The 26,979-nt window shown below is 58.2% G+C and carries 23 protein-coding genes and 1 pseudogene; 7 read left to right on the top strand and 17 right to left on the bottom strand.

Features of this window, described 5'->3' with window-relative positions; all coding sequences use genetic code 11:
- Positions 1-12: 12 nt before the first annotated feature.
- The 4 genes from iscU to trmJ all read right to left on the bottom strand — a co-directional run bounded on the left by iscU (position 13) and on the right by trmJ (position 3,163).
- Entirely contained in the window at positions 13-399 is a 387-nt protein-coding gene (iscU, locus tag IAE50_RS12825) for a Fe-S cluster assembly scaffold IscU (RefSeq protein ID WP_023481244.1), read from the bottom strand.
- Between the two features lie 30 nt (positions 400-429).
- Entirely contained in the window at positions 430-1,644 is a 1,215-nt protein-coding gene (gene iscS, locus IAE50_RS12820) for a cysteine desulfurase (protein WP_023481252.1), read from the bottom strand.
- A 119-nt stretch (positions 1,645-1,763) separates the two neighbouring features.
- Positions 1,764-2,255 carry a Fe-S cluster assembly transcriptional regulator IscR gene (gene iscR, locus IAE50_RS12815; protein ID WP_023481145.1) on the bottom strand — a complete coding sequence of 164 codons (492 nt, stop codon included), beginning with the start codon at positions 2,253-2,255 and terminating at the stop codon, positions 1,764-1,766.
- A gap of 176 nt (positions 2,256-2,431) precedes the next feature.
- Entirely contained in the window at positions 2,432-3,163 is a 732-nt protein-coding gene (gene trmJ, locus IAE50_RS12810) for a tRNA (cytosine(32)/uridine(32)-2'-O)-methyltransferase TrmJ (protein ID WP_042711559.1), read from the bottom strand.
- A 117-nt stretch (positions 3,164-3,280) separates the two neighbouring features.
- On the opposite strand from trmJ, the gene suhB reads away from it, so the two are divergent.
- Positions 3,281-4,084 (top strand): inositol-1-monophosphatase, encoded by an 804-nt coding sequence (gene suhB, locus IAE50_RS12805; protein WP_023481152.1) that lies wholly within the window; start codon positions 3,281-3,283, stop codon positions 4,082-4,084.
- Between the two features lie 195 nt (positions 4,085-4,279).
- Here suhB and IAE50_RS12800 read toward each other — a convergent pair whose 3' ends face one another.
- Together IAE50_RS12800 and IAE50_RS12795 are read right to left on the bottom strand one after the other, a co-directional pair.
- Positions 4,280-5,260, bottom strand: coding sequence for a nickel/cobalt transporter (locus IAE50_RS12800; protein ID WP_094421589.1), 981 nt, complete (start codon positions 5,258-5,260; stop codon positions 4,280-4,282).
- Entirely contained in the window at positions 5,251-5,889 is a 639-nt protein-coding gene (locus tag IAE50_RS12795) for a DUF1007 family protein (protein ID WP_094421591.1), read from the bottom strand. Before IAE50_RS12795 ends, IAE50_RS12800 begins: the two co-directional genes overlap by 10 nt.
- A 138-nt stretch (positions 5,890-6,027) precedes the next feature.
- On the opposite strand from IAE50_RS12795, the pseudogene csiE reads away from it, so the two are divergent.
- Positions 6,028-7,299, top strand: a pseudogene (gene csiE / locus IAE50_RS12790) (stationary phase inducible protein CsiE); the annotation flags it as partial.
- On the opposite strand, the gene IAE50_RS12785 reads toward csiE, so the two are convergent.
- The gene (locus IAE50_RS12785; protein ID WP_200580414.1) at positions 7,289-8,443 is read right to left on the bottom strand and encodes a 3-phenylpropionate MFS transporter; all 1,155 of its coding nucleotides are present in this window, start codon (positions 8,441-8,443) and stop codon (positions 7,289-7,291) included. The pseudogene csiE and the gene IAE50_RS12785 sit on opposite strands and share 11 nt — an antisense overlap.
- A gap of 186 nt (positions 8,444-8,629) precedes the next feature.
- Positions 8,630-9,883: a serine hydroxymethyltransferase gene (glyA, locus tag IAE50_RS12780; RefSeq protein ID WP_200580413.1), complete on the bottom strand. Its 1,254-nt coding sequence runs from the start codon at positions 9,881-9,883 to the stop codon at positions 8,630-8,632.
- A gap of 316 nt (positions 9,884-10,199) precedes the next feature.
- Between glyA and hmpA the strand changes: the two genes are divergently transcribed.
- Positions 10,200-11,390: an NO-inducible flavohemoprotein gene (hmpA, locus tag IAE50_RS12775; RefSeq protein WP_200580412.1), complete on the top strand. Its 1,191-nt coding sequence runs from the start codon at positions 10,200-10,202 to the stop codon at positions 11,388-11,390.
- Between the two features lie 37 nt (positions 11,391-11,427).
- On the opposite strand, the gene glnB is transcribed toward hmpA, so the two are convergent.
- From glnB to purL, 5 genes are all read right to left on the bottom strand, one after another.
- Positions 11,428-11,766, bottom strand: coding sequence for a nitrogen regulatory protein P-II (gene glnB / locus IAE50_RS12770; RefSeq protein ID WP_023481188.1), 339 nt, complete (start codon positions 11,764-11,766; stop codon positions 11,428-11,430).
- A 74-nt stretch (positions 11,767-11,840) separates the two neighbouring features.
- A complete protein-coding gene (gene glrR / locus IAE50_RS12765) occupies positions 11,841-13,178 on the bottom strand; it encodes a two-component system response regulator GlrR (RefSeq protein WP_023481176.1) in 1,338 nt (445 codons plus the stop codon).
- Complete coding sequence (qseG, locus tag IAE50_RS12760; RefSeq protein WP_200134713.1) at positions 13,175-13,909, bottom strand: two-component system QseEF-associated lipoprotein QseG; 735 nt, start codon at positions 13,907-13,909, stop codon at positions 13,175-13,177. Before qseG ends, glrR begins: the two co-directional genes overlap by 4 nt.
- The gene (gene qseE / locus IAE50_RS12755) at positions 13,906-15,342 is read right to left on the bottom strand and encodes a two component system sensor histidine kinase QseE/GlrK (RefSeq protein WP_200580411.1); all 1,437 of its coding nucleotides are present in this window, start codon (positions 15,340-15,342) and stop codon (positions 13,906-13,908) included. The genes qseG and qseE overlap by 4 nt, the downstream gene beginning before the upstream one ends.
- 543 nt (positions 15,343-15,885) lie before the next feature.
- A complete protein-coding gene (gene purL, locus IAE50_RS12750) occupies positions 15,886-19,716 on the bottom strand; it encodes a phosphoribosylformylglycinamidine synthase (RefSeq protein ID WP_375287176.1) in 3,831 nt (1,276 codons plus the stop codon).
- Between the two features lie 329 nt (positions 19,717-20,045).
- Here purL and mltF point away from each other — a divergent pair, with 329 nt between their 5' ends.
- Positions 20,046-21,596, top strand: coding sequence for a membrane-bound lytic murein transglycosylase MltF (gene mltF / locus IAE50_RS12745; protein ID WP_232045290.1), 1,551 nt, complete (start codon positions 20,046-20,048; stop codon positions 21,594-21,596).
- A 308-nt stretch (positions 21,597-21,904) separates the two neighbouring features.
- On the opposite strand, the gene tadA is transcribed toward mltF, so the two are convergent.
- Positions 21,905-22,399 carry a tRNA adenosine(34) deaminase TadA gene (tadA, locus tag IAE50_RS12740; protein ID WP_042711617.1) on the bottom strand — a complete coding sequence of 165 codons (495 nt, stop codon included), beginning with the start codon at positions 22,397-22,399 and terminating at the stop codon, positions 21,905-21,907.
- A 60-nt stretch (positions 22,400-22,459) separates the two neighbouring features.
- Positions 22,460-23,095 carry a phosphatidylglycerophosphatase C gene (yfhb, locus tag IAE50_RS12735; protein WP_034813854.1) on the bottom strand — a complete coding sequence of 212 codons (636 nt, stop codon included), beginning with the start codon at positions 23,093-23,095 and terminating at the stop codon, positions 22,460-22,462.
- Between the two features lie 166 nt (positions 23,096-23,261).
- On the opposite strand from yfhb, the gene IAE50_RS12730 reads away from it, so the two are divergent.
- The 3 genes from IAE50_RS12730 (at position 23,262) to IAE50_RS12720 (ending at position 25,819) form a co-directional block, all read left to right on the top strand.
- The gene (locus IAE50_RS12730) at positions 23,262-24,518 is read left to right on the top strand and encodes an MFS transporter (RefSeq protein WP_200580408.1); all 1,257 of its coding nucleotides are present in this window, start codon (positions 23,262-23,264) and stop codon (positions 24,516-24,518) included.
- Positions 24,519-24,653: 135 nt separating this feature from the next.
- A complete protein-coding gene (locus IAE50_RS12725; protein WP_023481181.1) occupies positions 24,654-25,502 on the top strand; it encodes a MurR/RpiR family transcriptional regulator in 849 nt (282 codons plus the stop codon).
- Positions 25,503-25,558: 56 nt separating this feature from the next.
- Positions 25,559-25,819: a YfhL family 4Fe-4S dicluster ferredoxin gene (locus IAE50_RS12720; protein ID WP_042711614.1), complete on the top strand. Its 261-nt coding sequence runs from the start codon at positions 25,559-25,561 to the stop codon at positions 25,817-25,819.
- Here IAE50_RS12720 and acpS read toward each other — a convergent pair.
- Together acpS and pdxJ are read right to left on the bottom strand one after the other, a co-directional pair.
- On the bottom strand, positions 25,816-26,196 hold the full coding sequence (gene acpS, locus IAE50_RS12715) for a holo-ACP synthase (RefSeq protein ID WP_200580407.1): 381 nt from the start codon (positions 26,194-26,196) through the stop codon (positions 25,816-25,818). The genes IAE50_RS12720 and acpS overlap by 4 nt on opposite strands.
- Entirely contained in the window at positions 26,196-26,927 is a 732-nt protein-coding gene (gene pdxJ, locus IAE50_RS12710; RefSeq protein WP_200580406.1) for a pyridoxine 5'-phosphate synthase, read from the bottom strand. Before pdxJ ends, acpS begins: the two co-directional genes overlap by 1 nt.
- Positions 26,928-26,979: the final 52 nt, after the last annotated feature.

Genomic DNA, 26,979 nt, shown 5'->3' with positions numbered 1-26,979 from the left:
CAACCTCCTGCCTTATTTCGCGTCTTGTTTACTTTTGTAATCCGCAATCGCGGCTTTAATCGCATCTTCTGCCAGGATAGAGCAGTGGATTTTAACCGGCGGCAGTTCCAGCTCTTCGGCGATATCGGTGTTCTTGATCGCCTGCGCTTCGTCCAGAGACTTGCCCTTCACCCACTCGGTGACCAGCGAGCTGGACGCGATGGCAGAGCCACAGCCGTAAGTTTTGAAACGCGCGTCTTCGATAATGCCTTTATCGTTAACTTTGATCTGCAGTTTCATCACGTCGCCACACGCCGGTGCGCCAACCATGCCGCTACCGATGCTGTTGTCGCCGTTGTCGAACGAGCCAACGTTGCGCGGGTTTTCGTAGTGATCGATTACTTTTTCGCTATAAGCCATTTTTTATTCTCCTGTTTGCGCAACCTAAAATTAATGATGAGCCCATTCGATGGATTCGAGATCCACGCCCTGCTTGAACATCTCCCACAGCGGAGAGAGATCGCGCAGACGGCCGATGGATTTGCGGACCAGCTCGATGGTGTAGTCAATCTCTTCTTCAGTGGTGAAACGCCCTAAAGAGAAACGGATGGAGCTGTGCGCCAGTTCATCATTCATGCCCAACGCGCGCAGCACGTAGGACGGTTCCAGGCTTGCAGAGGTACAGGCTGAACCAGAAGAGACAGCCAGATCTTTCAGCGCCATGATCAGCGACTCGCCTTCAACGTAGTTAAAGCTGACGTTGAGGATGTTCGGTGCGCCGTGCTCAAGATCGCCGTTCAGATAGACTTCTTCGATATCGTTGATGCCGTTCCACAGACGGTTGCGCAGCACGCGCAGACGCGCCATTTCGCTCTCCATCTCTTCTTTCGCGATACGGTAAGCTTCGCCCATGCCAACGATCTGGTGAACAGGCAGCGTGCCGGAACGCATGCCGCGTTCATGACCGCCGCCGTGCATCTGCGCTTCGATACGGATACGCGGTTTACGCTGTACGTAGAGTGCGCCGATACCTTTCGGGCCGTAGATTTTGTGGCCGGAGAAGGACATCAGATCGACTTTCAGCTGGCTCAGATCGATCGGCAGTTTGCCGACGCTCTGGGTAGCGTCAACGTGGTAGATAATGCCGCGCGCACGGCACATTTCGCCGATAGCCGCGATATCCTGCACCACGCCGATTTCGTTATTCACGTGCATGATAGAGACGATGATGGTGTCGTCACGCATCGCCGCTTCGAGTTCTTTCAGATCGATAATGCCGTTGCGCTGCGGGGCGAGGTAAGTCACTTCAAACCCTTCGCGCTCAAGCTGGCGACAGGTGTCCAGCACGGCTTTGTGTTCGGTTTTGCTGGTGATGATGTGCTTGCCTTTTTTCTGGTAGAAATTGGCAGCACCTTTAATCGCCAGGTTGTCGGATTCGGTTGCACCGGAGGTGAAGACGATTTCGCGCGGGTCAGCGCCGACCAGTTCAGCAATCTGGTTGCGGGCGATATCTACCGCCTCTTCAGCCTGCCAGCCGAAGCGGTGCGAACGGGAAGCAGGGTTACCAAAGGTCCCGTCCAGGGTGAGAAACTGCATCATTTTCTCGGCAACACGCGGATCCACCGGCGTGGTTGCGGAGTAGTCGAGATAGATCGGTAATTTCATTGCTCTTTAAACTCCGTACATCGCTCTAATGCAAGGAATCAGGCAACCGGCTGGATGTACGACCGTGTTAACAGGGCATCAGACGATGCCCTGGCCCGATTCTGAATTCAGTTTAATTATTATGCGCGCAGCTTAACGTCGATCGCGTCCTGGCCACGGGTGTTACGATGGGATTCGTTGCTGTGCTGACGGTCAGAGACGTCGAGGATTTCCTGATTATTCACCAGCTCACCGAGGGTGATGTTGTTCAGGAAACCGGTCAGGCGATCGCTCAGATCGCGCCACAGCGCGTGGGTCAGGCACTTATCGCCGCCCTGGCAGCCACCTTTACCCTGGCAACGGGTCGCATCGACAGATTCGTCAACGGCGCTAATCACTTCGCCGACGGCGATGCTGTTCGCATCTTTACCCAGCAGATAACCGCCGCCGGGACCACGTACGCTGGAAACCAGTCCGTTTTTACGCAGGCGGGAAAAGAGCTGCTCCAGGTAGGAGAGGGAAATTCCCTGACGCTCGGAAATATCAGCCAACGGCACCGGGCCCGATTCGGAGTTGAGCGCAACGTCCAGCATTGCGGTCACGGCATAACGCCCTTTAGATGTCAGTCTCATGTCTTACAAGCCTCAAACTCGCCCCTGCCCGGGGTTTATTATTAAAATGTTAACGTTGCATAGCAGACGCAAGTCTGACATTCCTGACTAAAATGGTCAACTATTTAGTTGACTGTTTTAGTCAAGTATTCACCGCTTCGCTTAACCGCCCGCCAGGACAGGGTTTGTTGCCTGAATTACCCTTTTTGCTTCTGCTCAATCGACGCCAGAATGCCGCGCAGGATGTTCAATTCCTGGCTCTCCGGACGGGCGCGAGTGAAGAGGCGGCGCAGTTTATTCATCACCTGGCCGGGGTGGCTTTCACGGATAAAACCGGTGGAGAGCAGCGTCTGCTCCAGGTGACCGTAGAAGCGCTCAAGATCGTCGACCAGCGGGTAAGGCGTCTCTTCCTGCTCAGCGGTCGGCGCATCGCTCTCCTGCTTTGCCAGCCACGCCATGCGCACTTCATAGGCGATCACCTGCACCGCCATCGCCAGGTTCAGCGAGCTGTACTCCGGGTTGGCGGCAATCGCCACGTGATAGTGGCACTTCTGCAACTCTTCATTGGTAAGCCCAACGCGCTCGCGGCCAAACACTAACGCTACCGGTGCATGTTCCGCTTCGCCGATGCTCTTCAGACCGCATTCGCGCGGGTCGAGCATCGGCCACGGCAGCGTGCGTGAACGCGCGCTGGTGCCAACCACCAGGCTACAACCGGCTAAGGCTTCATCTAATGTGTCGACGATCTGCGCATTGCCGATCACATCGCTGGCACCTGCGGCGAGCGCAATAGCCTGTGAATCGGGTTTGACCAGTGGGTTAACCAGCCAGAGATTGGTTAAGCCCATGGTTTTCATGGCACGGGCAACGGAGCCCATGTTGCCGGTATGGGAGGTTTCAACTAAGACAATACGGATATTTTGCAGCATAGGTTTTCTACGGCTAAAGAATATTGCCGGATACTATCATAAAGCTGAGACATAATTCGAATTCGCTGGTATGATACGCGCCGTTTTCCGTTCTTTAACATCCAGTGAGAGATATCGATGCATCCGATGCTGAATATCGCCGTGCGTGCTGCGCGCAAGGCGGGTAATTTAATTGCCAAAAACTACGAAACACCTGACACCGTAGAGACCAGCCAGAAAGGCAGCAATGATTTCGTGACCAACGTTGATAAAGCTGCTGAAGCGGTAATTATCGACACCATCCGCAAATCTTACCCGCAACACACCATCATCACCGAAGAGAGTGGCGAGCACGAAGGCACCGACCCGGATGTACAATGGGTTATCGATCCTCTGGATGGCACTACTAACTTCATCAAACGCCTGCCGCACTTCGCGGTATCAATCGCCGTTCGTATTAAAGGTCGCACCGAAGTGGCGGTCGTTTACGATCCGATGCGTAACGAACTCTTCACTGCCACTCGTGGCCAGGGCGCACAGCTCAACGGTTACCGCCTGCGCGGCAGCACCGCTCGCGATCTGGATGGCACCATTCTGGCGACCGGCTTCCCGTTCAAGGCGAAGCAGCACGCAACCACCTATATCAACATCATTGGCAAACTCTTTACCGAATGCGCGGACTTCCGCCGCACCGGTTCTGCCGCGCTGGATCTGGCCTATGTTGCCGCCGGTCGCGTTGATGGTTTCTTTGAGATTGGCCTGAAGCCGTGGGATTTCGCCGCAGGTGAACTGCTGGTTCGCGAAGCGGGCGGTCTGGTGTGCGATTTCACCGGCGGTCATAACTATATGATGACCGGTAACCTCGTCGCCGGTAACCCGCGCGTGGTGAAAGCGATGCTGGCAAATATGCGTGAAGAGCTGAGCGACGCGCTGAAGCGTTAATCCTCTCGCTGGCCGGGTTTTGTGAATTGCCTGATGGCGCTGCGCTTATCAGGCCTACAAAAGCATGCTCATCAGGCCGGATAAGGCGTTTACGCCGCCATCCGGCAACAAAAGCAGAACCCCGCAGTTCGCAGGCCGGATAAGGCGTTTTCGCCGCATCCGGCAACTAATGCCGCACTTCGTATCCGTCCTCGATTAAAAGGGGCGTAATCCGCCGCCCGGCGGGAGCGCGCTCATCCACATCACCACCGCCGCACTCACCAGCACCACGCCACCCGCTAAGGCTAATGTCGTCCAGCCAATCTGCCGCCACAGCACCGGCGCACGCTTACCGCTTATTTTCACCGCCAGCTGGCGAAAGCCGTGCACCAGCAACGCCAGCCCGCTGATGGTCAGCGAGGTCCCGGCAGCCATCGCCAGCGCAGAGGCCACACCCCAGGCGAAAACGCCAATCACTTTACTGAACAGCAGCACCATAATGGCGCCGGAACAGGGCCGCATACCCATCGATAAAACAATCACCAGCCGTGCGCGCCAGTCACCGCCGTTTTGCAGCTGCGACTGCGTCGGCAAATGCTGATGACCACATCCGCAGTTGTCGTGATGAACATGATGTGGCGTAAACGCGCGAAACTTCGGCGCATGCAGCAGCTGACGCAGGCGCTTAAGCGCGCGCCAGCAGAGCAGCAGCCCCAGCACGCCGACCAGCAGATAACTCCCCTTCTCCAGCCAGTAGCCGCTAAGGTGCAACTGTCGGGCGGGCAGCGCCAGCAGGCTCAGCACCACAACCACCAGTAAAATCGCCACCAGCCCCTGTAGCAGAGAGGATGCCAGCGTCAGGCCGATAGCGGGTTTTAATTTTGAGGGATGAGTCGCAAGCCAGGTGGTGATCACCACTTTGCCATGACCTGGCCCCAGCGCATGCAGCACGCCATAGACGAAGCTGAACAGCAACAGCGTGCCACCCGCTTTGGTCGGGTTTTCGGCCACCGCTTTCAGCAGCGTGCTCATCTGGATATTCACTTCGCGCTGCCAGAGCGCGCTTCTCATCACCACCTGCGGCCACGCCTGCCAGAGCCAGAGTGCGCCGAACAGGGCAACCACCATAAACAGCAGCAGCGGCCACCACTGCAATACGCGCCGTTTGCGCGCCATCTGTTGGCTGATTACTGACATAGCAGCGTCACCGTTTGAGCAAACTGTTTACCCAGTTCCATATCCTCCTCCGGGGCGTCGGTCTTATCCAGCGACTGCGCGTAGCTCAGCACCTCTTCGCCGGGTTTCGGTGTATGTAGCGTGGTTTTACAGCTCGATTGCAGCGCCGCGGGCAGCGTGACATCGCTCTCTTTGTCGTAGCGCATATCCACGTAATAGGTGGGATCGAAGGTCGAGAAGGTATATTTCTGCCCCTTCAGCGGCTGCGGCTCCGCCAGCGGCAGCACAAAGGTGAGCACCGCCTGGTGCGCCTCACGCGCGAGTCCATACTCGCTCGGGCGGTTGAGGAACTTCACCTTCTGCCCGTTATGCCACACTTCGGTAAAGTAGTGCTGGCCGAGCACGTTTGCCATCACCTCCGCCGCCAGCTTTTTCCAGATCTCTTCGCCAGGCTTTGCGTTACCAGCGTCATAGAGCAGGTCTGCGGAGGTGATCTCATCCATCGTCCAGCGCATTTTCAGGCCGGTAAACTGACCGTTTGCGCTAACCAGTTGCGTCTTCATCACGATAAAGCTGTGCGGGTGCGCCATAAGAGAAAACGATAAAAGCGCGAGAAAAAGCCCCAATACCCACTGTTTAACTAATTGCATCTCTTCCTCACGTGAAAAATTCTGTGATGCTCCCCGGCATTCCTGGTCGAAAATGCGGCGGCTGCGCTGTCGCTCAAGATACCTTTAACTACGCTTATCAAATAGCCCTTTTTCCCAACCCTAACTGGACCCTGACAGATGACCATGACGCTGACCCCACCATCTGTGCTCTCCAGCCCGCAGCGTCGCTGCCAGGTGCTACTGCTGCTTGCCCTGCCGGGACAAGGTATCACCATGAAAAACATCAGCGCCATTAATGGCGTGGATGATACCGTAGCCCTGCAGGATATCGCGGAGACGCAAAGCGAGATCCAACTTTACCACCGGCTTTCCATCGTTCCCTACGGTGAAGGCGGTTACCGCATCGAAGGCACGCCGCTCGATCAGCGCCTGTGCCTGCTGCACTGGCTGCGCCGCGCCCTGCGCCTCTGCCCGCAATTTATTACTGAACACTTTACGCCCGCATTAAAAACGGCGCTTAAACAGCAGGGCATTGCGCGCACACTCTATGACGATATTAATCTGCATGCGTTGATCAACCTCTGCTCGCGCCGCCTGAAACGCTCGTTTGAGTGTCGCGATCGCCAGTTTTTGGGTCTCTATTTGCAGTACTGCCTGTTGCAGCATCATAGCGGCCACTCGCCGGAATTTAACCCCGTGCAGCAAGCATGGGCGCAGATGCGCGCCGAGTATCTGGTGGCGCAGGATATCGTTCGCCACTGGCAGCGCCGCGTCGCCGCTACTGCCCATGAGAATGAGCACCTCTTTTTAACCCTGCTGTTTATGCTGGTGCGTACGCCCGATCCGAGCCAGGACGATCATCAGCAGGATCACCGCCTGCGCCTGGCCATCAGCCAGATGATTGCCCACTTCCACCAGCTCTCCGGCATGCATTTCAGCGACGAGCAGGGTCTGACCAATCAGCTCTATATTCACCTCGCCCAGGCACTGGATCGCAGTTTGTTCGGTATCGGCATCGATAACACGTTGCCGGCAGAGATTAATCAGCTCTACCCGCGCCTGATGCGCACCACTCGCACGGTATTAGAGGGGCTGGAGACGGAGTATGGACTGCGCTTTAGCGATGAGGAAGCGGGTCTGGTGGCGGTGATTTTCGGTGCCTGGCTAATGCAGGAGAGCGATCTGCATGAGAAGCAGCTAATGCTGATTACCGGCGACGACAGCGCCAGAGAGCAGGAGATTGAGCAGCAGCTGCGCGAGTTAACGCTGCTGCCGCTCACCATTCGTTACTTGCCGCTGGAGAGCTTCCGCGAAGAGGGCGCGCCGAAAGATGTGACGCTTATCATCACCCCTTACACCACGCCGCTGCCGCTCTTCTCTGCGCCGCTGATCCACACCGACGGGCTGCTGAGCGAGCAGCAGCAGGAGCATATTCGCATTATGCTTGAGGGCTCCCCTTCTGCGCGGCGACCGTTGGACGCAGGACCAGCGCTGGCAGTGCCAGCAACGCCATAATAAAGAACAGCCCCTGATGCAGGTGTTCGAAGAGGAAACCGGCGATCATCGTCATCAGGGCAATACTTCCGCCCATCGCCACGGCGGAGTAGACCGCCTGTAACCGGATCACCTCACTGCCCTGCCGGGCGGAGATGTAGCGCATGGCCGCCAGGTGGCAAACGGTGAAGGTGCCGCAGTGCAGGATCTGCGCGACAACCAGCCACGGCAGCGCAATGGTCCAGCCCATCAGACTCCAGCGAACCAGCCCGCACACCGCGGAGAGCAGCAGCAGATCGCGCGCGCTGAAGCGGCGGAACAGACGGTTGCTGAGCGTAAAAATCACCACTTCCGCCACCACGCCCAGTGACCACAAATAACCCACCGTTGAGGCGGAGTAGCCCACCGACTGCCAGTAAATCGCGCTGAAGCCGTAATAGGCCGCGTGCGCACCCTGTAACAACGAAACGCAGGCGAGAAAGCGCCAGTTCTGCACAATCAACGTGCGCCAGGCGGGCCAGCCTGCGCCATCCTGCTGGCGATTTTCACCCTGCGGCAGGATCGTCGGGCGCAGCAGCATGCCGAGCAGCATTGAGGCCGTGCCCAGCGACAGCATCACCAGAATCGCCCGGTAGTCGTAAAGGCTAACCAGTTTGCCGGTCAGCGCCGAGCCAATCACGAAGGCGATCGATCCCCACACCCTGACGCGGCCATAATCCATCGGAAACTGTTTTTGCCACGTTCCCGCCAGCGCATCCGTCAGCGGCACCAGCGGCGAGAAGAAGAGGTTAAAGCCGACAATCACCACCGCCAGCCAGGCGACATGGCTTCCGGCGTAGAATGCCATCGCAAAGATAAGCGTAGCCAGCGCCAGCACGCGCAGGGCGGTAATTAATCGGGAGGGGTCGCTTACGCGCGGGGCAATCAACAGGCTACCGAGAAAACGGGCAACGAGACCGGCGCCAAGCAGCATACCGATAATTTCCGGGGTTAATCCGACGCCTTTGAGCCAGACGCCCCAGAAGGGTAAGAAGATGCCGTAACTGAAAAAGTAGGTGAAATAAGCGAGCGCCAGCCAGCGCGTTGACTGCAGAACCATGATTTCCTCCTGAATCGAAGCGTTAGTCTGGCGGCAAACGCCTGGCCTGGCAAGCAACAATCAGGTAACAAATTTGCCTAAGCGCAGGTTTTGCAACATTAAAACGCGCCGGGCGGAATGCATCGCTGGCAAGCAGGCAAAAAAAAGCCCGCTTCACAGGAAGCGGGCTTTTTTGATGTCGGAAACTTATGCGTAAACCGGGAAACGGGCGCAGATATCCAGCACTTTCTGTTTGGTGCGCTCGATTACCGCTTCGTCATTGATGCTGTCCAGCACGTCACACATCCAGCCTGCCAGCTCTTTGACTTCCGCTTCTTTGAAGCCGCGACGGGTCACAGCCGGCGTACCGACGCGGATACCGGAGGTGACAAACGGGCTCTTCGGATCGTTCGGCACGCTGTTTTTGTTAACCGTGATGTTGGCACGGCCCAGCGCGGCGTCCGCTTCTTTACCGGTCAGGTTTTTATCAACCAGATCCAGCAGGAACAGGTGGTTATCAGTACCGCCGGAAACGACTTTGTAGCCGCGTGCAAGGAACACTTCCACCATCGCTTTGGCGTTTTTCGCAACCTGCTGCTGGTAGGTTTTGAACTCTGGCTCCATCGCCTCTTTCAGCGCCACCGCTTTACCGGCGATAACGTGCATCAGCGGGCCGCCCTGGCCGCCAGGGAAGACGGCAGAGTTCAGTTTTTTATACAGCTCTTCGCTGCCGCCCTTCGCCAGGATCAGGCCGCCGCGCGGACCCGCCAGGGTTTTGTGGGTGGTAGTAGTAACAACGTGAGCATGCGGAACCGGGTTCGGATAGACACCAGCGGCAATCAGACCGGCAACGTGTGCCATATCGACAAACAGGTACGCGCCGATGCTGTCGGCGATTTCGCGCATTTTGGCCCAGTCAACCACGCCGGAGTAAGCAGAGAAGCCGCCGATGATCATTTTCGGCTTATGTTTTTGCGCCTGCTCATTGAGTTCGTTGTAATCAATGTGGCCCGTTTCATCGATGCCGTAAGGGACGATGTTGTAGAGTTTGCCGGAGAAGTTAACCGGGGAGCCGTGAGTCAGGTGGCCGCCGTGCGCCAGGTTCATACCGAGAACGGTATCGCCCGGCTCCAGCAGCGTGGTGTAGACGGCGAAGTTAGCCTGTGAGCCAGAGTGCGGCTGAACGTTGGCATAATCCGCGCCAAACAGCTCTTTCGCGCGGTCAATCGCCAGCTGTTCAACGATATCGACATACTCACAGCCGCCATAGTAACGCTTGCCCGGGTAACCCTCGGCATATTTGTTCGTCAGCTGAGATCCCTGCGCCTGCATAACGCGCGGGCTGGTGTAGTTTTCGGAGGCGATCAGTTCAATGTGCTCTTCCTGACGTACTTTCTCCTGCTCCATAGCCTGCCACAATTCGGCATCATAATCGGCAATGTTCATTTCACGCTTTAACATCCGCATCTCCTGACTCAGCTAACAAAACAACTCTCAATGAGGGCCCGAATTCGGGAACGGCTGACAGTATAACTGATTAAAATTCTGAGAACAGGTCTTGACAAAGGTTTTTGCGCAAACGATTGGCTGCCCGTCACACAAGGCTTTGAGCAATAACGGGCTTCGGTCGGGAAAGGGATTTCTTTTCAGCTTTGTGATGCAACTTCCTCATGTCAGATAACCCCTCTTTCATTGCGCCCTTTACAATCTTAGGCTGGCGGTTATAAGATGCATATAAAATACAACTTTAAAAATGCACGTTTAGAAGGAAGCCATCATGCTCGACGCTCAGACCATCGCCACCGTTAAATCCACCCTCCCGTTGCTCGCTGCTACCGGCCCGAAACTGACCGCTCACTTCTACGATCGGATGTTTCAGCACAACCCCGAGTTGAAAGAGATCTTCAACATGAGCAACCAGCGCAACGGCGATCAGCGTGAAGCGCTGTTCAATGCCATTGCCGCTTACGCCGCAAATATCGACAATCTCCCCGCCCTGCTGCCAGCGGTGGAAAAAATCGCCCAGAAGCACACCAGCTTCCAGATCCAACCACAGCAATATGACATCGTCGGCGAACATCTGCTGGCGACCATTGATGAGATGTTCCAGCCGGGGCAAGAGGTGCTGGACGCGTGGGGCAAAGCTTACGGCGTGCTGGCGGGTGTATTTATCAATCGTGAAGCGGAGATTTACCGCGAGCACGCCGATAAAAAAGGCGGCTGGGAGGGGACGCGCGCGTTCCGCCTGGTGGAGCGAGTGCCGCGCAGCGCGCTGATCACCAGTTTTGAGTTTGAGCCTGTCGACGGCCAGCCGATCGCCGATTACCGGCCGGGTCAGTACCTTGCCGTATGGCTGAAGCCGGAAGGGTTTCCCCATCAGGAGATCCGCCAGTACTCTCTCACCCGCGAGCCAAACGGCAAAAGCTACCGAATTGCGGTGAAGCGTGAAAACGGCGGCCAGGTTTCAAACTGGCTGCACGATAAAGCAAAGCCTGGCGATGTTGTCTATCTTGCTGCGCCAGCCGGTGATTTCTTCCTCGATGTTAGCCCGCAAACGCCGGTATCGCTCATCTCCGCCGGCGTGGGTCAGACGCCGATGCTGGCGATGCTGCACCATCTGACGTACAGACATCACCGCGCGCAGGTTAACTGGTTCCATGCGGCGGAAAACGGCGAGGTACATGCCTTTACCGATGAGGTAAGCGAGCTGGGCGCCAACCTGCCGCACTTTTATCAACATGTCTGGTATCGCAAGCCAAACGCAGCGGATGAGCAGGCAGAGCTGTTTAACAGCACCGGGCTGATGGCGCTTACGGAGATGAAAGATCGCGTGAGTGACGGGGAGATGCAGTTTTATCTCTGCGGGCCGGTGGCGTTTATGCAGTTTGCGGCTGAGCAGTTGGTGACGCTGGGCGTTGAGCGCGATCGCATTCACTATGAGTGCTTCGGCCCGCACAAGGTGCTGTAAGCAGGATGCCCTCACCGTGCGCGGTGAGGGCGAAAGATCAGATGGCGGCGTCGTCTTCTTCGCCGGTACGAATACGCACTACGCGAGCAACGTCAAAGACGAAGATTTTGCCGTCGCCGATTTTACCGGTCTGCGCGGTACGGATAATGGTATCGACGCAGGTGTCGACAATGTCGTCGCCCACCACGATCTCAATCTTCACCTTCGGCAGAAAATCCACCATATACTCTGCGCCACGGTAGAGTTCGGTGTGGCCTTTCTGGCGACCAAAACCCTTCACTTCCGTTACCGTCATCCCGGTGATGCCGACTTCAGCCAGCGCTTCACGCACATCATCCAGTTTGAAAGGTTTAATAATCGCATCAATCTTTTTCATGGTCGTTCCTTACACGCTCTTGCCAGTCTGCTGCATCGTAATCGGTTGCTCACAGTACCATAATCATTTCGCCTTTACTCTTTAAAGTCATTGGCATCCAGTTCATGGCGGGAGAGGAGTTTGTAAAACTCGGTACGGTTGCGCCCCGCCATCCGCGCGGCGTGCGTCACGTTGCCTTTAGTGATTTGCAGTAGCTTGCGCAGGTAGTTGAGTTCAAACTGGTTACGCGCTTCGACAAAGGTCGGCAGCGCGGTGTTCTCCCCTTCCAGCGCCTGCTCGACCAGCGCATCGCTGATTACTGGCGACGAGGTGAGCGCCACGCACTGCTCAATCACGTTCACCAGCTGACGCACGTTACCAGGCCAGCTGGCGGTCATCAGCCGCTTCATCGCATCGGTGGAAAAGGCGCGCACAAACGGCTTATGGCGGTCCGCAGACTGGCGCAGCAGGTGGTTGGCAAGCAGCGGAATATCCTCCGCGCGCTCCGCCAGCGCCGGGATCTTCAGGCTGACCACGTTCAGGCGATAGTAGAGATCTTCACGAAACTCGCCGCGCGCCATCGCTTTTGGCAGATCGCGGTGCGTCGCCGAAATAATGCGCACATTGATATCGATATCGCGGTTGCTGCCGAGCGGGCGCACCTTGCGCTCCTGTAATACACGCAGCAATTTAACTTGTAGCGGGATCGGCATATCGCCAATCTCATCAAGAAACAGTGTCCCGCCCTCTGCCGCCTGGAACAGCCCTTCCCGGCTGCTTACCGCGCCGGTAAAAGCCCCGCGCGCGTGACCGAAGAGTTCTGATTCCAGCAGCTGCTCCGGCAGCGCGCCGCAGTTGATGGCGATAAAGGCGTTTTTACTGCGCGGGCTGGCGTTGTGGATCGCCTGCGCCAGCACCTCTTTACCGGTGCCGCTCTGGCCGTTAATCAGCACGCTGACGTCGGACTGCGCCACCATCCGCGCCTGTTCAAGCAGGCGCAACATCAATGGGCTGCGGGTAACAATGGTTTCACGCCACTGATCGTCGCTGGCGGAGCCGCTGTGCTCCAGCGCATCGTCGATGGCTTTATAGAGCGCGTCTTTATCCACCGGCTTGGTGAGAAAGCTGAAGACGCCCTGCTGCGTGGCGGCAACGGCATCGGGGATCGAGCCGTGCGCGGTGAGAATAATTACCGGCATGCCCGGCTGCAGGCGCTGGATCTCGGCAAAAAGCTGCATGCCATCCATCTCATCCATGCGCAGGTCGCTTATCACCAGATCGACCTTCTCACGCGCGAGAATGCGTAACCCCTCCTGCCCGCTTTCGGCGGTGACAATGCTGTAGCCTTCGCTAGTCAGGCGCAGCCCGAGCAGCTTCAGCAGGCCGGGATCGTCATCTACCAGCAGCAGATGCGCCGGTTTGCGATTGGTCATGGTTTCGCCTCCTGCTGATCGCTATCGCTTTTCGCCGGATGTGCGCTGTCCGGCATATCGGCAGGCGCCGGTTTGCGAATGGAGAGACGCCGTTCAATGTCGGTGAGGTTTTCCAGCTTGCGGGTGGTGGTATCAAGCTGCTCATGCAGGAATTGCTGCTGGGCACGCAGTTTGTCGAGTTCGCTGTCGGCGGACTGCTGCAATTTCGCGTAGCGGCTGCGCTCTTCGGCTAACTGCAACTGTGCTTTTTCGCCATCGCGCCAGAGCTCAAACAGCGGGCGCACCTGCGCCGGGATCGACGGGCTTAAGGCATCGAGACGATCGGTATAGTCACGGCGTTCAAGGGGCGAGATTTTGGCATTCGAGAGCAAAATACCGCGGCGGAATGTCGCCTGCCAGGTGTTATCCGACCATGCACGCGCTTCCGCGCGCGCCGCTGCGGGCGACAAGCGCTGGGCGCAATCCATGCCGCGCAGCCAGAACAGCGGGTTGCTGTCGACACTCTGCCCCGACAGGGTCCAGATATCGTTGCATTCCGTTAATAAAAAGTCGGCCAGTTGGCGATCGGGAAGCTGCGGTTTTTTATTGTCATGAATGGCGCTTGGCGGCGTTTGCGTCACGCAGCCTGCCAGTAGCAGGCAAGGAAGCGCGCGCAGCCAGCCCGATTGCTGTGTCATCGCGTTGACCACGCGGGAAAAGAGATGCGACATACTCACCAGATTTATATTCATTGCGTTGATTTTTCCGGCGCGACAAGCGGTAGCTCAATACGGAAACAGACATCGTCCTTGCAGTCCGTTACCAGATGCAGTTCACCCTGCATTCTGCGGATACAGTCTCTGGCGATGCTCAACCCCAGCCCGCTGCCTTTCACCGCGCCTTTGCGTTGGTGGCTTCCCTGAAAGAAGGGCTCAAAAATCATCTCGCGCTCCGCCTCGGGGATTGGGGTGCCGGTATTCGCTACGTCAATGCGCAACCGTGCGCCGGTACTATAACTGTGGAGACGAATGGTACCGGATTCAGCCCCATAGTGCACCGCGTTGGAGTAAAGATTATCCAGCACGCTCATCAGCAGCATCGGCTCTGCCTGGCAGGTCGTCGCATCGAGAGCGATTTCGGTATGCATCATTTTAGCTCGCGCTGGCAGGCTGTGCGCGGAGAGCACCATCTCCACCAGCGGTGCCAGCTCTACCGCTTCCAGCTCGACCGATCCGCCGGCCAGCTTGCGGTTGTAATCCAGCAGCTGCTCAATCAATTTTTGCAGGTTGCGGCTGCTGGCATCGAGGATCTCAACCACCTCTTTCTGCTCCGGCGAAAGCGGCCCGACCACCTGGTCGGCAAGCAGCTCTGTGCCTTCGCGCATGCTGGCGAGCGGCGTTTTCAGCTCATGGGAGATATGGCGTAAAAACTGGTGGCGCTGCGACTCAAGCCACGCCAGCCGTTCGCTCAGCCAGATAATGCGCTCGCCGACGTAGCGCAGCTCGCGCGGGCCGCTAAACACCACGCTTTGCGCCAGTGGACGCCCCTCCCCCAGCCGGTTAATCATCCGCTCGATACCCTTCACCGGGCCGATAATCATGCGGGTAAAGAGCAGCATCAGCGCCAGGCTGACTAAAAAGAGCACCAGCGCCTGCCAGCCGAAGAACTGACCGCGCTCGGCGATCTCCAGCTGGAGCTGCTGCCCGCGCGAGAAGACCACGGCGCGGGTCGACTGCACCATCTCGGTATTTGCCGCCGCAAACGCCTCCAGTTGCGCAGAGGCGGCAGGTGACGGGCCGCTGTTGGCGCACTGCAACTGGGCGAGATCGTTCAGATCCTGGCGCAGCGCCTGGTAGAGTCTGTCATCGGGTAAAACACCGGCATGGGCCTCCAGCATCTCGCTGTAGCGCTTGCGCTGATTCTGATAGACCCGCTCAAGGGTAGCGTCATCCAGCACGCAGTACTGGCGGTAGCTGCGCTCCATCTCCAGCGCGGCGTTGGTCATCGCTTCACTGCGGCGGGCGTCAATCAGCGTCGTGCGGTTAGTTAACAGGGCCTGGGCGCTGAGCGCATTGAGGCTCTGCCAGGCTTGCCAGGCTAACACCAGCAGCGGCAGTAAAATAAGCAGGAACGCCATCATAACCAGTTGGCGTAAGGAGCGGGGAAAAGCGGGCCAGCGTTTCAAGGCGGTACTCTCGCAGGATAAGGTACAGAGATGCTAGCTGAGTGACGGGGTAAAGAACAACAAAGCCGGGCAAAAGCCCGGCTTTGTTATGTAATTAGGCGGTGCCTAACTCGACGTTTCGCCCGAGGTCTGATAAAGCTACGCAATTATCAGCAGGTGGACGGCAGGCACCTTTAAGTGCGTCATTCGAAGGTTTATGTAGCGCGTCCCGAAGGGGCTGACATAAGAGGGTGAATGAGCCACTGGCTATAATTATGCACGTATTATGCCAGGTTACCACGAAATATTTTAATCTGTTGATTATCATGGTATTTATCAATATTTATCGATTTTGCGAAGTGCGCAACATTTCATCGCTCTGTCGCTATTTAGCAACACTCCATCAGCCCATAAATTATCACCATTAAAATCAAACAGATAAATGTCTCCTTTTAGAGACAGTGATAATCCTCTGATGTCGGGAAAAGCCGACACATTTAGCACCCGATCAAAAAAGCCCCCTTCCCGGTTAAGGAAGAGGGCCTGTTTTACTGCCGCGTCGGTTTAGCCGAGCTGCTTACGGGCATTGCGGAAGATACGCATCCACGGGCTGTCTTCGCCCCAGTTTTCCGGGTGCCAGGAGTTGGCAACGGTGCGGAAAACACGCTCCGGGTGCGGCATCATGATGGTGACGCGCCCGCTTTCGCTGGTCACGGCGGTAATACCGTTCGGCGAGCCGTTCGGGTTTGCCGGGTAGCGCTCAGTCACGCTGCCGCTGTTATCGACATAGCGCAGCGCCACCAGCCCTTTACTTTCGAGCTGTGCCAGATGGGCGGCGTCACGCACTTCGACACGCCCTTCACCGTGCGAGACGGCGATAGGCATATGCGACCCGACCATGCCATTGAGCAGCAGTGACGGGCTCTGCGTCACTTCCACCAGGCTGAAACGCGCCTCGAAGCGATCGGAGTGGTTACGCACAAAGCGCGGCCACAATTCGCTGCCCGGAATCAGCTCACGCAGGTTCGACATCATCTGGCAGCCGTTACAGACACCCAGCGCCAGGGTTTGCGGACGGTGGAAGAAGGTTTCGAACTCGTCACGCACACGCTCATTAAAGAGAATTGATTTCGCCCAGCCTTCGCCCGCGCCCAGCACGTCGCCATAGGAGAAGCCGCCGCAGGCGACCAGCGCGTGGACGTTCTCCAGCCCGCTGCGCCCGGCCAGCAGATCGCTCATGTGGACGTCAACCGCGTCAAACCCGGCGCGGTGGAACGCCGCCGCCATCTCCACGTGGGAGTTGACGCCCTGCTCACGCAGCACGGCGACTTTCGGTCGCGCGCCGGTGGCAATAAACGGTGCCGCGATATCGTCGTTGATATCAAACGTCAGTTTGACGTTGAGGCCCGGATCGTTGTCGTTGGCTTTCGCCTCGTGCTCCTGATCCGCGCACTCCGGGTTATCGCGCAGGCGCTGCATCTGCCAGGTGGTTTCCGCCCACCACATACGCAGCGTGGTGCGGCTTTCGCTGAACACCGGCTGACCGTCCGCTTCGATCACAAAGCGATCGCCTTCGACAGCGCGGCCAAGATAGTGCACAACGTCGCTTAAACCGTAGGCCGCCAGCACGCTCTCCACTGCTTCGCGGTCGGCTGCGCGCACCTGAATCACCGCGCCCAGCTCTTCATTAAACAGCGCCGCCAGACGATCGTTGCCCAGCGCAGCGATATCGACATTCACGCCGCAGTGGCCGGTAAAGGCCATCTCTGCCAGCGTCACCAGCAGACCGCCATCAGAACGGTCGTGATAGGCCAGCAGTTTTCTCTCTGCCACCAGCGCCTGAATCGCGTCATAGAAGCCTTTCAGCTGCTCGACGTTACGCACATCCGCCGGTTTGTCGCCCAGCTGGCGGTAGACCTGCGCCAGTGCCGTTGCGCCAAGCGCGTTGCTGCCCTTGCCGAGATCGATTAACAGCAGGGCGTTGTCGTCGGTGGAGAGCTGCGGCGTCACGGTGTGGCGCACATCTTCAACGCGGGCAAAGGCGGTGATCACCAGCGACAGCGGCGACGTCATTTCGCGCTGCTCGCTCCCCTCCTGCCAGCGGGTCTTCATCGACATCGAGTCTTTACCCACCGGGATGGTCAGACCGAGCGCCGGACACAGCTCTTCGCCCACCGCTTTCACCGCCGCATAGAGACCGGCATCTTCACCCGGGTGACCAGCTGCGGCCATCCAGTTGGCGGAGAGTTTGATGCGCTTGATATCGCCGATGTGCGTCGCCGCGATGTTGGTCAACGCTTCGCCGACCGCCAGCCGCGCCGAGGCGGCAAAGTCGAGCAGCGCCACCGGAGCGCGTTCGCCGAGCGCCATTGCTTCGCCGTAGTAGCTGTCCAGGCTGGCGGTAGTCACCGCGCAGTTAGCAACCGGGATCTGCCACGGGCCGACCATCTGGTCACGCGCCACCATGCCGGTAACCGTACGGTCGCCAATGGTGACAAGGAAGGTTTTCTCCGCCACGGTCGGCAGGTGCAGCACGCGGTTTACCGCGTCAGCCACGGTAATACCGTGAGTGTTGAAGCTGTCGCCGGTCGCCTGGCGCGTCGCGACATCGCGCGTCATCTTCGGCGTCTTGCCAAGCAGCACATCCAGCGGCATATCGATTGGCTGGTTGTCGAAGTGGCTGTCGTTCAGCGTTAAGTGCTGCTCTTCGGTCGCGTCACCAATCACCGCGTAGGGTGCGCGCTCGCGGCGGCAAAGTTCGTCAAACAGCGGCAGTTGATCCGCCGCCACCGCCAGCACATAACGCTCCTGGGATTCGTTACACCAGATCTCCAGCGGGCTCATGCCTGGTTCGTCGCTCAGAATATCGCGCAGCTCAAAGCGGCCGCCGCGACCGCCATCGCTCACCAGCTCTGGCATGGCGTTAGAGAGACCGCCCGCGCCGACATCGTGAATAAAGAGGATCGGGTTGGCTTCGCCCAGCTGCCAGCAGCGGTCAATCACCTCCTGGCAACGACGCTCCATCTCCGGGTTATCGCGCTGCACCGAGGCGAAGTCGAGATCGGCATCGGACTGACCGGATGCCATTGACGAGGCCGCGCCGCCGCCCAGGCCGATATTCATCGCCGGGCCGCCGAGCACGATCAGCTTGGCGCCAACCACGATCTCGCCTTTCTGCACATGATCTTCACGAATGTTGCCGATCCCGCCTGCCAGCATGATCGGCTTGTGGTAGCCGCGCAGCTCTTCGCCGTTGTGGCTGTTGACCTTCTCTTCATAGGTACGGAAGTAGCCGTTCAGCGCCGGACGGCCAAATTCGTTGTTGAATGCCGCGCCGCCCAGCGGGCCGTCGGTCATGATATCGAGCGCGGTAACGATGCGCTCCGGCTTGCCGAAATCCTCTTCCCACGGCTGCTCGAAGCCGGGAATACGCAGGTTGGAGACGGAGAAACCGACCAGACCCGCTTTCGGCTTCGCGCCGCGCCCGGTTGCGCCCTCATCGCGGATCTCGCCGCCGGAGCCGGTTGCTGCGCCCGGCCACGGTGAAATGGCGGTCGGGTGGTTGTGCGTCTCCACCTTCATCAAAATATGGGTCGGCTCCTGGTGGAAATCGTAGCGACCTTCAGCGCGATCGGCATAGAAACGACCAACCGCGGAACCTTCCATCACCGCCGCGTTATCTTTGTAGGCAGAGAGCACAAAGTCCGGCGTCTTCTCAAAGGTGTTTTTAATCATTTTGAACAGCGACTTCGGCTGCGGCTGCCCGTCAATCACCCAGTCGGCGTTGAAGATTTTGTGACGGCAGTGCTCCGAGTTCGCCTGGGCGAACATATAGAGTTCGATATCGTTCGGGTTGCGCCCCAGGCGCGTAAAGGCGTCGTGCAGGTAATCGATCTCATCTTCCGCCAGCGCCAGGCCGAGACGCAGGTTGGCGTCAATCAGCGCCTGGCGGCCTTCGCCCAGCAGATCCACGCTCTGTACCGGCGCGGGCTGGTGGTGCTCAAACAGACGCGCGGCGTCCGCTTCAGCGTTAAATACGCTCTCCATCATGCGGTCATGCAGCTGCGCCGCGACCTCTTGCCACTGGGCGTCGGTCAGGCTGGCGGCTTCAACGTAGTACGCCACGCCGCGCTCAAGGCGGTTGATCTTTTCCAGACCGCAGTTGTGGGCGATGTCGGTAGCTTTCGATGACCAGGGAGAGATGGTGCCGGGACGAGGAGTGACGAGCAGTAATTTTCCGGTTGGGGTGTGGCTGCTAAGGCTTGGACCATATTTCAGCAGGCGCTGGAGCCGGGCGTACTCTTCTTCGGTGAGCGCCGCGTTAAGGTCGGCAAAGTGAGTATATTCGGCATAAATATTGCTCACCGGCAGGTTGGTGGCCTGAAACCGCGCCAGCAGTTTGTTAATACGGAATGCGGACAGGGCAGGCGAACCACGCAGAATTTCCATCATAAGTCTCTCGTCTTCGATTACGAAGCGTCGGGGACGCTTAAAGTGTGCACCAGGGGAAAACGGGCGTCATTATAGAGAATCCTGAGGCGCGACGAAACCGTTTGCGTGGAAATAAAAAGCGCTGGCGATTTTTAGCAATAGCTGTGGCCGAATGCTGTAATTTGTTGCCAACTGCCGTTTAGTTACGCAGAATGCCGCTAAATCAGCAGCAATCCCCTTGCTGTGATTGCGAAAACCTTTTGAGGCAAAGTACGGCGCAGAGAATTAACTCCTTGAAAAGATTTCAGATTAATTATCTGCTCATCGGCATTGTCACCCTGCTGCTGGCAGCGGCGCTGTGGCCATCAGTCCCCTGGTTTGGCAAAGCCGATAACCGCATCGCGGCTATCCAGGCGCGCGGGGAGCTGCGCATCAGTACCATTTCGACGCCGCTTACTTACACCTCCATCAACGGCAAAAATTACGGCCTCGATTACGAGCTGGCGCAGCAGTTTGCCGACTACCTCGGCGTGAAACTCAAAATCACCGTGCGCCAGAACATCAGCCAGCTGTTTGACGACCTCGATCACGATAACGCCGATATGCTCGCCGCCGGGCTGGTCTATAACAATGAGCGCGTCAAAAGCTACCAGACCGGGCCGGTCTACTACTCCGTTTCTCAACAACTTGTCTATCGCGTCGGCAGCTATCGCCCGCGTACGCTGGCGGAAGTGAATGAGAGCCAGTTGACCATTGCCCCCGGGCATGTCGCGCTGGACGATCTGCGCGAGATAAAAGAGAAGAAGTACCCCAATCTCAGCTGGAAGGTGGATGAAAAACTCGGCACTACCTCCCTGCTTCAGCAAGTGGTCGACGGCAAACTGAGTTATACCGTCGCCGATTCGGTGGCGATCAGCCTCTTCCAGCGCGTTCACCCGGAGCTGGCGGTGGCGCTCGATATCTCTGATGAACAACCCGTAACCTGGTTTAGCAAGCGCGACGACGACAACACGCTTTCGGCGGCGATGCTCGATTTCTTCAACACCATTAATGGCGAGGGGATCCTTGCGAGGCTCGAAGAGAAGTATCTCGGGCATGGCGATGGCTTTGATTATGTTGATACCCGCGCCTTTTTACGCGCCGTTGATAGCGTGCTGCCAGAGTTGCAGCCGCTGTTTGAGAAGTATGCGCAGCAGATCGACTGGAAGCTGTTAGCGGCAATTTCCTATCAGGAGTCCCACTGGGACACGCAGGCCACCTCGCCGACGGGCGTGCGCGGGCTGATGATGTTGACCCGCAATACGGCGCAGAGTCTCGGGCTGAGCGACAGAACCGATGCCGAGCAGAGCATCAGCGGCGGCGCGCGCTATCTGCAGGATATGATGAGCAAAGTGCCGGACAGCGTGCCGCAGGATGAGAAGATCTGGTATGCGCTGGCGGCCTACAACATGGGTTATGCGCATATGCTTGATGCCCGCGCGCTGACGGTGAAGACCAAAGGCAACCCGGATAGCTGGGCCGATGTGAAACAGCGCCTGCCGCTGTTAAGCCAGAAGGCCTACTACAGCAAATTACGCTACGGCTATGCCCGCGGGTATCAGGCGTATGCCTACGTGGAGAATATCCGTAAATATGAGATTAGCCTGGTGGGTTATCTGTTGGAGAAAGAGAAGGCGCTCGCCGCAACGCTCAAGCTGGCGCAGAGCTACCCGGCGGTGTCGAGCGCCGAGCTTGATCAGCCGACCTATGGCGTCTTGCCCTTCAGCGCGCTGACCGTCGACGAGGCGTTTGGGCACCATTCGGTTTTACCGCAGGATACGCTGCAACTGAAGGTTAACCGCTGATTAAGTTTCCGGATGGCGCTACGCTTATCCGGCCTACAAAACCCGACCAACTGTAACCGCTCCTGTAGGCGTGATAAGGCGGAGCCGCCATCAGGCATTGCCCGCCGGATGGCGCTGCGCTTATCCGGCCTACAAAACCCCGACCCACTTTAACCCCTCCCGTAGGCCTGATAAGGCGAAGCCGCCATCAGGCACTGCCCGCCGGATGGCGCTGCGCTTATCCGGCCTACAAAACCTCGACCCACTGTAACCGCTCCCGTAGGCCTGATAAGGCGAAGCCGCCATCAGGCATTGCCCGCAAGGGCTGATCAGGCGTTGCCGCTTTTCAGGGCTTTCTTCTCCAGCCGACGCTGGCGGAAGAAATCGCTTAACATCGCGGCGCACTCATCGCGCAGCACGCCTTCGGTAAACTCGACCCGGTGATTCATCCCCGGGTGATGGAGCACATCCATCAACGACCCTGCCGCGCCGGTTTTCGCATCCCGCGCGCCAAACACCAGTTGCCCGATGCGGCTATGTACCATGGCGCCCGCGCACATCACGCAGGGCTCCAGCGTCACGTAAAGCGTGGTGTCGATCAGCCGGTAGTTTTGCAGCACCAGCCCGCCCTGGCGCAGCGCCATAATCTCCGCGTGCGCGGTGGGATCGTGACGGCCAATCGGGCGGTTCCACCCTTCGCCAATCACCTGGTTGTTATGCACCAGCACCGCGCCCACGGGCACTTCGCCCTCTTCCCAGGCGCGCTTCGCCAGCGTCAGCGCATAACGCATCCAGTGTTCGTGAGTCAGTTCGGGATTGGACAAAGGTATAAACTCCAGTAATTCAGGCGGGGCGCATTATACACACCCCTAATACGTTCGACACTACTCAAGCTGTTGCAGTTCGCCACGGCGCGTAACGCGCCAGCGGTGCTGGCAGAAGTAGAGCAACGGGTTGTCCTGTTTACTGTCGCTGTAGCCGCTGTAAAGACGCAGCGGCGTACCGATTTTGCGCTCTAATTGCGCGACTTTCTCATGCCCGAGGCAGCGCAGAGTCAGCACCCAACCGCCGTAGCCGCGGGTCATCTGGCTGGCGATGACATTGACGCGCGGCAGCCAGGGCGTATCGAAATAGACCTGCTCAACCAGCGACTGCGGCGACCCGGTGATGAGCCAGATATCCGCATCCGAGGCGGCCAGATAGTTGGTTAACCGCGTCTGCACCACCGGAAAAGCCGTGACGTGCCCGCGGAACCAGTCGGCGAATTTCTGCTGCAGGGCGTTGAGATGGCGCTCGCTGTGACCAAAGGTGCAGCCCCATAACAGCAGGCTCATCGGCCAGCGCGCGGCGCGGCCCTTTATCAGCAGCCCGGCACCAATCACCGGTAACAGCGGCAGCACAAGCAGCGCATTGAGCGGATGATGTCGCAGCAGATACCGCAAAAAGGTGCCGAACATATCCTGCTGATGTAATGTTCCATCAAGGTCAAAAAATACAACGCGGCGTTCACTGGTAGCCAAAAGATATTCCTCTGTGGGTTAACGCTCCATCGCCGGGACGCTCCGTTTGGCGATTACACTACAACTAGCCTAACAGATAGATCCTCACTTTTCCGGTAACAGCCTGTTATCAATACCTGCAATAATACGCGCCACACGTTTTCTCCCCTACTTAATACAGGTGACAATGACTCCAGCACCCCGCACAACGCCGCGACGCGCCTTACAGATCCCAGCCTTTCGCTACCTCTTTTCCGCCCGCCTGCTTACCGTGCTGGGCAACGGTATCGCGCCGATCGCGCTGGCTTTCGCGGTGCTCGATATTGGCGGCTCGGCGGCCGATCTTGGCTTGGTGGTGGCGGCACGCTCGCTGTTTAACGTCGCGTTTTTATTGATTGGCGGCGTGCTGGCGGATCGCTACTCCCGCAGCCGCGTGATGGTGCTCTCCTCTCTTGTCGCCGCTCTTTCGCAGGGTGCGGTCGCCTGGCTGGTGCTTGATGGCTCAGCCAGCGTCATGTTGCTTGCCCTGCTTGGCACGCTTAATGGTGCAGCAGCGGGCATTGCCCTTCCCGCCTCCTCGGCGCTGGTGCCGCAAACCGTGCCCGTTCACCTGCGCCGCGAAGCGAACGCGCTGCTACAGCTTGGGATTTACAGCGGGACGGTCATCGGTGCCTCGCTCGGCGGTATCCTGACCAGCGCGGTCGGCCCCGGCTGGGGGCTGGCCATTGATGCGCTCGGCTTTGCTGCCTCGGCACCGCTCTATTACGCGATTCGCGTCGGTACTATCAAAGCCGCAGAGGCGACCAGCAATATCCTGCAGGATCTGCGCGACGGCTGGAAAGAGTTCGCCAGCCGTCCCTGGGTCTGGTCGGTGGTGGTGCAGTTCACCCTGATTAACGCCGCTTTCAGCGGAATTGTGATGGTGCTCGGCCCGGTGATTGCCGACAGCGCTTTTGGGCGAACACAGTGGGGGCTGATTATCGCCGCGCAGAGCGTGGGTCTGATTGTCGGCTCGTTCCTGGCGCTGCGCTGGCGGCCTAAACGCGATCTCTTTATCGGCGTGGTGCTGATGGCGTTCTGCGCCGTGCCTACCTGGCTGCTCGGCCAGGCGGCACCGGCATCCTGGCTGATGGCGGCATTCTTTTGCGCCGGGATCGTCTTCGGCCTTTTCGGCGTGGCGTGGGCGCAGTCGCTGCAAACGCACATTCCGGCGGAGAAGCTGGCGCGGGTCTACGCCTGGGATGCGATGGGATCGTTTATTGCCATTCCGGTGGGCGAACTGGCAGCCGGGCCGCTGGCGATGCATTTTGGCAGCGAAACGGTGTTAACCACCTCGGCGCTGGTGGTGATTTTGGCCTGTATCGGCGCGGGTCTGGTACCCGCAATCCGCCGTCTTGAGAGCGCGCCACAGGTGAAAGCGAGTGGGTCTGGCCTTCCCAGTTGATCGCTATCAAACGCTACGCGGAGAAACTTTGTGCTGCCAGAATTTTTAATTCATAATCACCGCCCATGGATGGAATAGTTAATTCATCCGCGTAATGCACCAGGCAGTGAATTACGTGAACACCCCGGAGATCGTATGAACTGTTTGATCCGCATTCGCCAGCGCTATCCCGGCCTTGCGCAGAGTGATAAAAAGCTGGCGGAATTTCTGCTCGAAAACCCCGATCGCGCCCGCCATTTAAGCTCGCAGCAGCTGGCGGCGGAAGCGGGTGTCAGCCAGTCGAGCGTAGTGAAATTCGCGCAGAAGATGGAATTCAAAGGCTTCCCGGCAATGAAGCTGGCGATCAGCGAAGCGCTGGCCAGCAACCCTAACCCCTACTCCGTACCGGTGCATAATAAAATTCGCGGCGATGATGCCCTGCGCGTGGTCGGCGAGAAACTGATTAAAGAGTACCAGAGCGCGATGCACGCCTCGCTGGATGTGAACAGCGAAGAGAAGCTGCTGGAGAGCGTGCGCCTGCTGCGCGAATCGCGGCGCATCGTGCTGACCGGTATCGGCGCGTCGGGCCTGGTGGCGCGTAATTTTGGCTGGAAGCTGATGAAGATTGGCCTGAACGCCATTGTTGAACAGGATATGCACGCGCTGCTGGCAGCGGTGCAGGCGCTGGAGCCGGGCGATCTGCTGCTGCCGGTCTCCTACTCAGGCGAACGCCGCGAGATCAATCTGGCGGCTGACGAAGCGTTACGCGTGGGAGCAAAGATCCTCGCGATCACCGGTTTTACCCCCAATGCATTACAGCAGCGCGCGACCCACTCGCTCTATACCATTGCGGAAGAGCAGGCGACGCGCAGCGCGGCCATCTCCTCCACCAGCGCCCAGATGATGCTGACGGATCTGCTTTTTATGGCGCTGGTTCAGCAGGATCTGGAGCATGCCCCGGAGCGTATTCGCCACAGCGAGGAGTTGGTAAAAAAACTGGTTTGAGCAGGCAATCATCGTATAATGCCCGCCCTGTTTGTGTTGTTTCTGAGAATTTCCTGATGGCGCTGTTAATTACCAAAAAATGCATCAACTGCGATATGTGCGAGCCGGAGTGCCCGAATGAGGCGATTTCGCTCGGCGAGAGCATTTATGAGATTAACAGCGACCGCTGCACCGAGTGCGTGGGCCATTACGATACGCCGACCTGCCAGAAAGTGTGCCCGATCCCCAATACCATCCTGAAAGATCCGGCACATCAAGAGAGTGAAGAGCAGCTGTGGGATAAATTTGTGCTGCTGCACCACTCTGACAAAATCTAACTCTCGATAATCACCGTCGCACAAGCGTAGTGGCGCTCATCCGCCAGCGTGACGTGCACAGAACGCACGCCCATCCGCTCTGCCAGCCTTTCGGCTTCACCCCACAGGCGCAGGCTCGGTTTCCCCAGCTCATCGTTAAAGACTTCGAACTGATTGAACGCCAGGCCGTTGCGAATGCCGGTGCCGAGTGCCTTTGCCGCCGCCTCTTTTACCGCAAAGCGTTTGGCGAGAAAGCGCACCGGCTGCTGGTGCGCCTCGTAGAGCGCCCATTCATTAGGGCTGAGCACGCGCTTCGCCAGCCGGTCGCCGCTGCGGGCAACCACGGCTTCAATGCGTGCCATCTCAACGATATCGGTGCCCAGTCCTAAGATAGCCATTATGCGCGTGCTTCCAGCATCAAACGTTTCATCTCTGCCACCGCCTCTTTCAGGCCGCTCATTACCGCACGGCCAATAATTGCGTGCCCAATATTCAGCTCGTGCATCTCTGGCAGCGCGGCGATCGCTTTAACATTGTGGTAAGTCAGACCATGACCGGCGTTCACTTTCAGCCCGAGGCTGGCAGCATAGGTCGCGGCGTTGGCAATGCGCTCCAGCTCTTTCGCCTGCGCGGCCTCGTTTTCAGCATCGGCGTAACAGCCGGTGTGGATTTCGATCCAGGGCGCGCCCACTTCCGCCGCGGCTTTGATCTGCGCGTTATCGGCATCGATAAACAGCGACACCTGAATCCCCGCCTGCGCCAGGCGCTGGCAGGCATCGCGCATTTTGTCGCGCTGGCCGGCCACGTCCAGCCCGCCTTCGGTGGTCACTTCCTGGCGCTTTTCCGGCACCAGGCAGCAGAAGTGCGGCTTCGTTTCGCAGGCAATCGCCAGCATCTCGTCGGTAACAGCCATTTCAAGGTTCATGCGCGTGTGCAGCGTCTGGCGCAGGATACGCACATCTCTGTCGGTGATATGGCGACGATCTTCACGCAGATGGACGGTAATCCCATCGGCACCTGCCTGCTCGGCAATAAACGCCGCCTGCACCGGATCCGGGTAAGCGGTGCCGCGCGCGTTGCGCAGAGTGGCAATATGATCGATGTTTACGCCCAACAGTAATTCAGCCATGACAATCCTCAGTTTCGCAAAATTTCCGGCGCGGTCTTCGCCCCGCCTGGTC

This window comes from Kosakonia sp. S42, assembly GCF_016624785.1.
Classification (GTDB): Bacteria; Pseudomonadota; Gammaproteobacteria; order Enterobacterales; family Enterobacteriaceae; genus Kosakonia; species Kosakonia cowanii.
This window is presented reverse-complemented; position numbering and strand designations above follow the sequence as displayed.

What these genes read in the sequence shown, in the direction of transcription:
- IAE50_RS12730 (WP_200580408.1), top strand. Translation starts at nt 23,262, where the DNA reads ATGACTCCAGCACCCCGCACAACGCCGCGACGCGCCTTACAGATCCCA.
- glrR (WP_023481176.1), bottom strand. Translation starts at nt 13,178, where the DNA reads ATGACCAATCGCAAACCGGCGCATCTGCTGCTGGTAGATGACGATCCC.
- IAE50_RS12725 (WP_023481181.1), top strand. Translation starts at nt 24,654, where the DNA reads ATGAACTGTTTGATCCGCATTCGCCAGCGCTATCCCGGCCTTGCGCAG.
- trmJ (WP_042711559.1), bottom strand. Translation starts at nt 3,163, where the DNA reads ATGCTGCAAAATATCCGTATTGTCTTAGTTGAAACCTCCCATACCGGC.
- hmpA (WP_200580412.1), top strand. Translation starts at nt 10,200, where the DNA reads ATGCTCGACGCTCAGACCATCGCCACCGTTAAATCCACCCTCCCGTTG.
- suhB (WP_023481152.1), top strand. Translation starts at nt 3,281, where the DNA reads ATGCATCCGATGCTGAATATCGCCGTGCGTGCTGCGCGCAAGGCGGGT.
- iscR (WP_023481145.1), bottom strand. Translation starts at nt 2,255, where the DNA reads ATGAGACTGACATCTAAAGGGCGTTATGCCGTGACCGCAATGCTGGAC.
- glnB (WP_023481188.1), bottom strand. Translation starts at nt 11,766, where the DNA reads ATGAAAAAGATTGATGCGATTATTAAACCTTTCAAACTGGATGATGTG.
- pdxJ (WP_200580406.1), bottom strand. Translation starts at nt 26,927, where the DNA reads ATGGCTGAATTACTGTTGGGCGTAAACATCGATCATATTGCCACTCTG.
- IAE50_RS12785 (WP_200580414.1), bottom strand. Translation starts at nt 8,443, where the DNA reads ATGGTTCTGCAGTCAACGCGCTGGCTGGCGCTCGCTTATTTCACCTAC.
- acpS (WP_200580407.1), bottom strand. Translation starts at nt 26,196, where the DNA reads ATGGCTATCTTAGGACTGGGCACCGATATCGTTGAGATGGCACGCATT.
- glyA (WP_200580413.1), bottom strand. Translation starts at nt 9,883, where the DNA reads ATGTTAAAGCGTGAAATGAACATTGCCGATTATGATGCCGAATTGTGG.
- IAE50_RS12800 (WP_094421589.1), bottom strand. Translation starts at nt 5,260, where the DNA reads ATGTCAGTAATCAGCCAACAGATGGCGCGCAAACGGCGCGTATTGCAG.
- iscU (WP_023481244.1), bottom strand. Translation starts at nt 399, where the DNA reads ATGGCTTATAGCGAAAAAGTAATCGATCACTACGAAAACCCGCGCAAC.
- IAE50_RS12795 (WP_094421591.1), bottom strand. Translation starts at nt 5,889, where the DNA reads ATGCAATTAGTTAAACAGTGGGTATTGGGGCTTTTTCTCGCGCTTTTA.
- qseG (WP_200134713.1), bottom strand. Translation starts at nt 13,909, where the DNA reads ATGAATATAAATCTGGTGAGTATGTCGCATCTCTTTTCCCGCGTGGTC.
- IAE50_RS12720 (WP_042711614.1), top strand. Translation starts at nt 25,559, where the DNA reads ATGGCGCTGTTAATTACCAAAAAATGCATCAACTGCGATATGTGCGAG.
- iscS (WP_023481252.1), bottom strand. Translation starts at nt 1,644, where the DNA reads ATGAAATTACCGATCTATCTCGACTACTCCGCAACCACGCCGGTGGAT.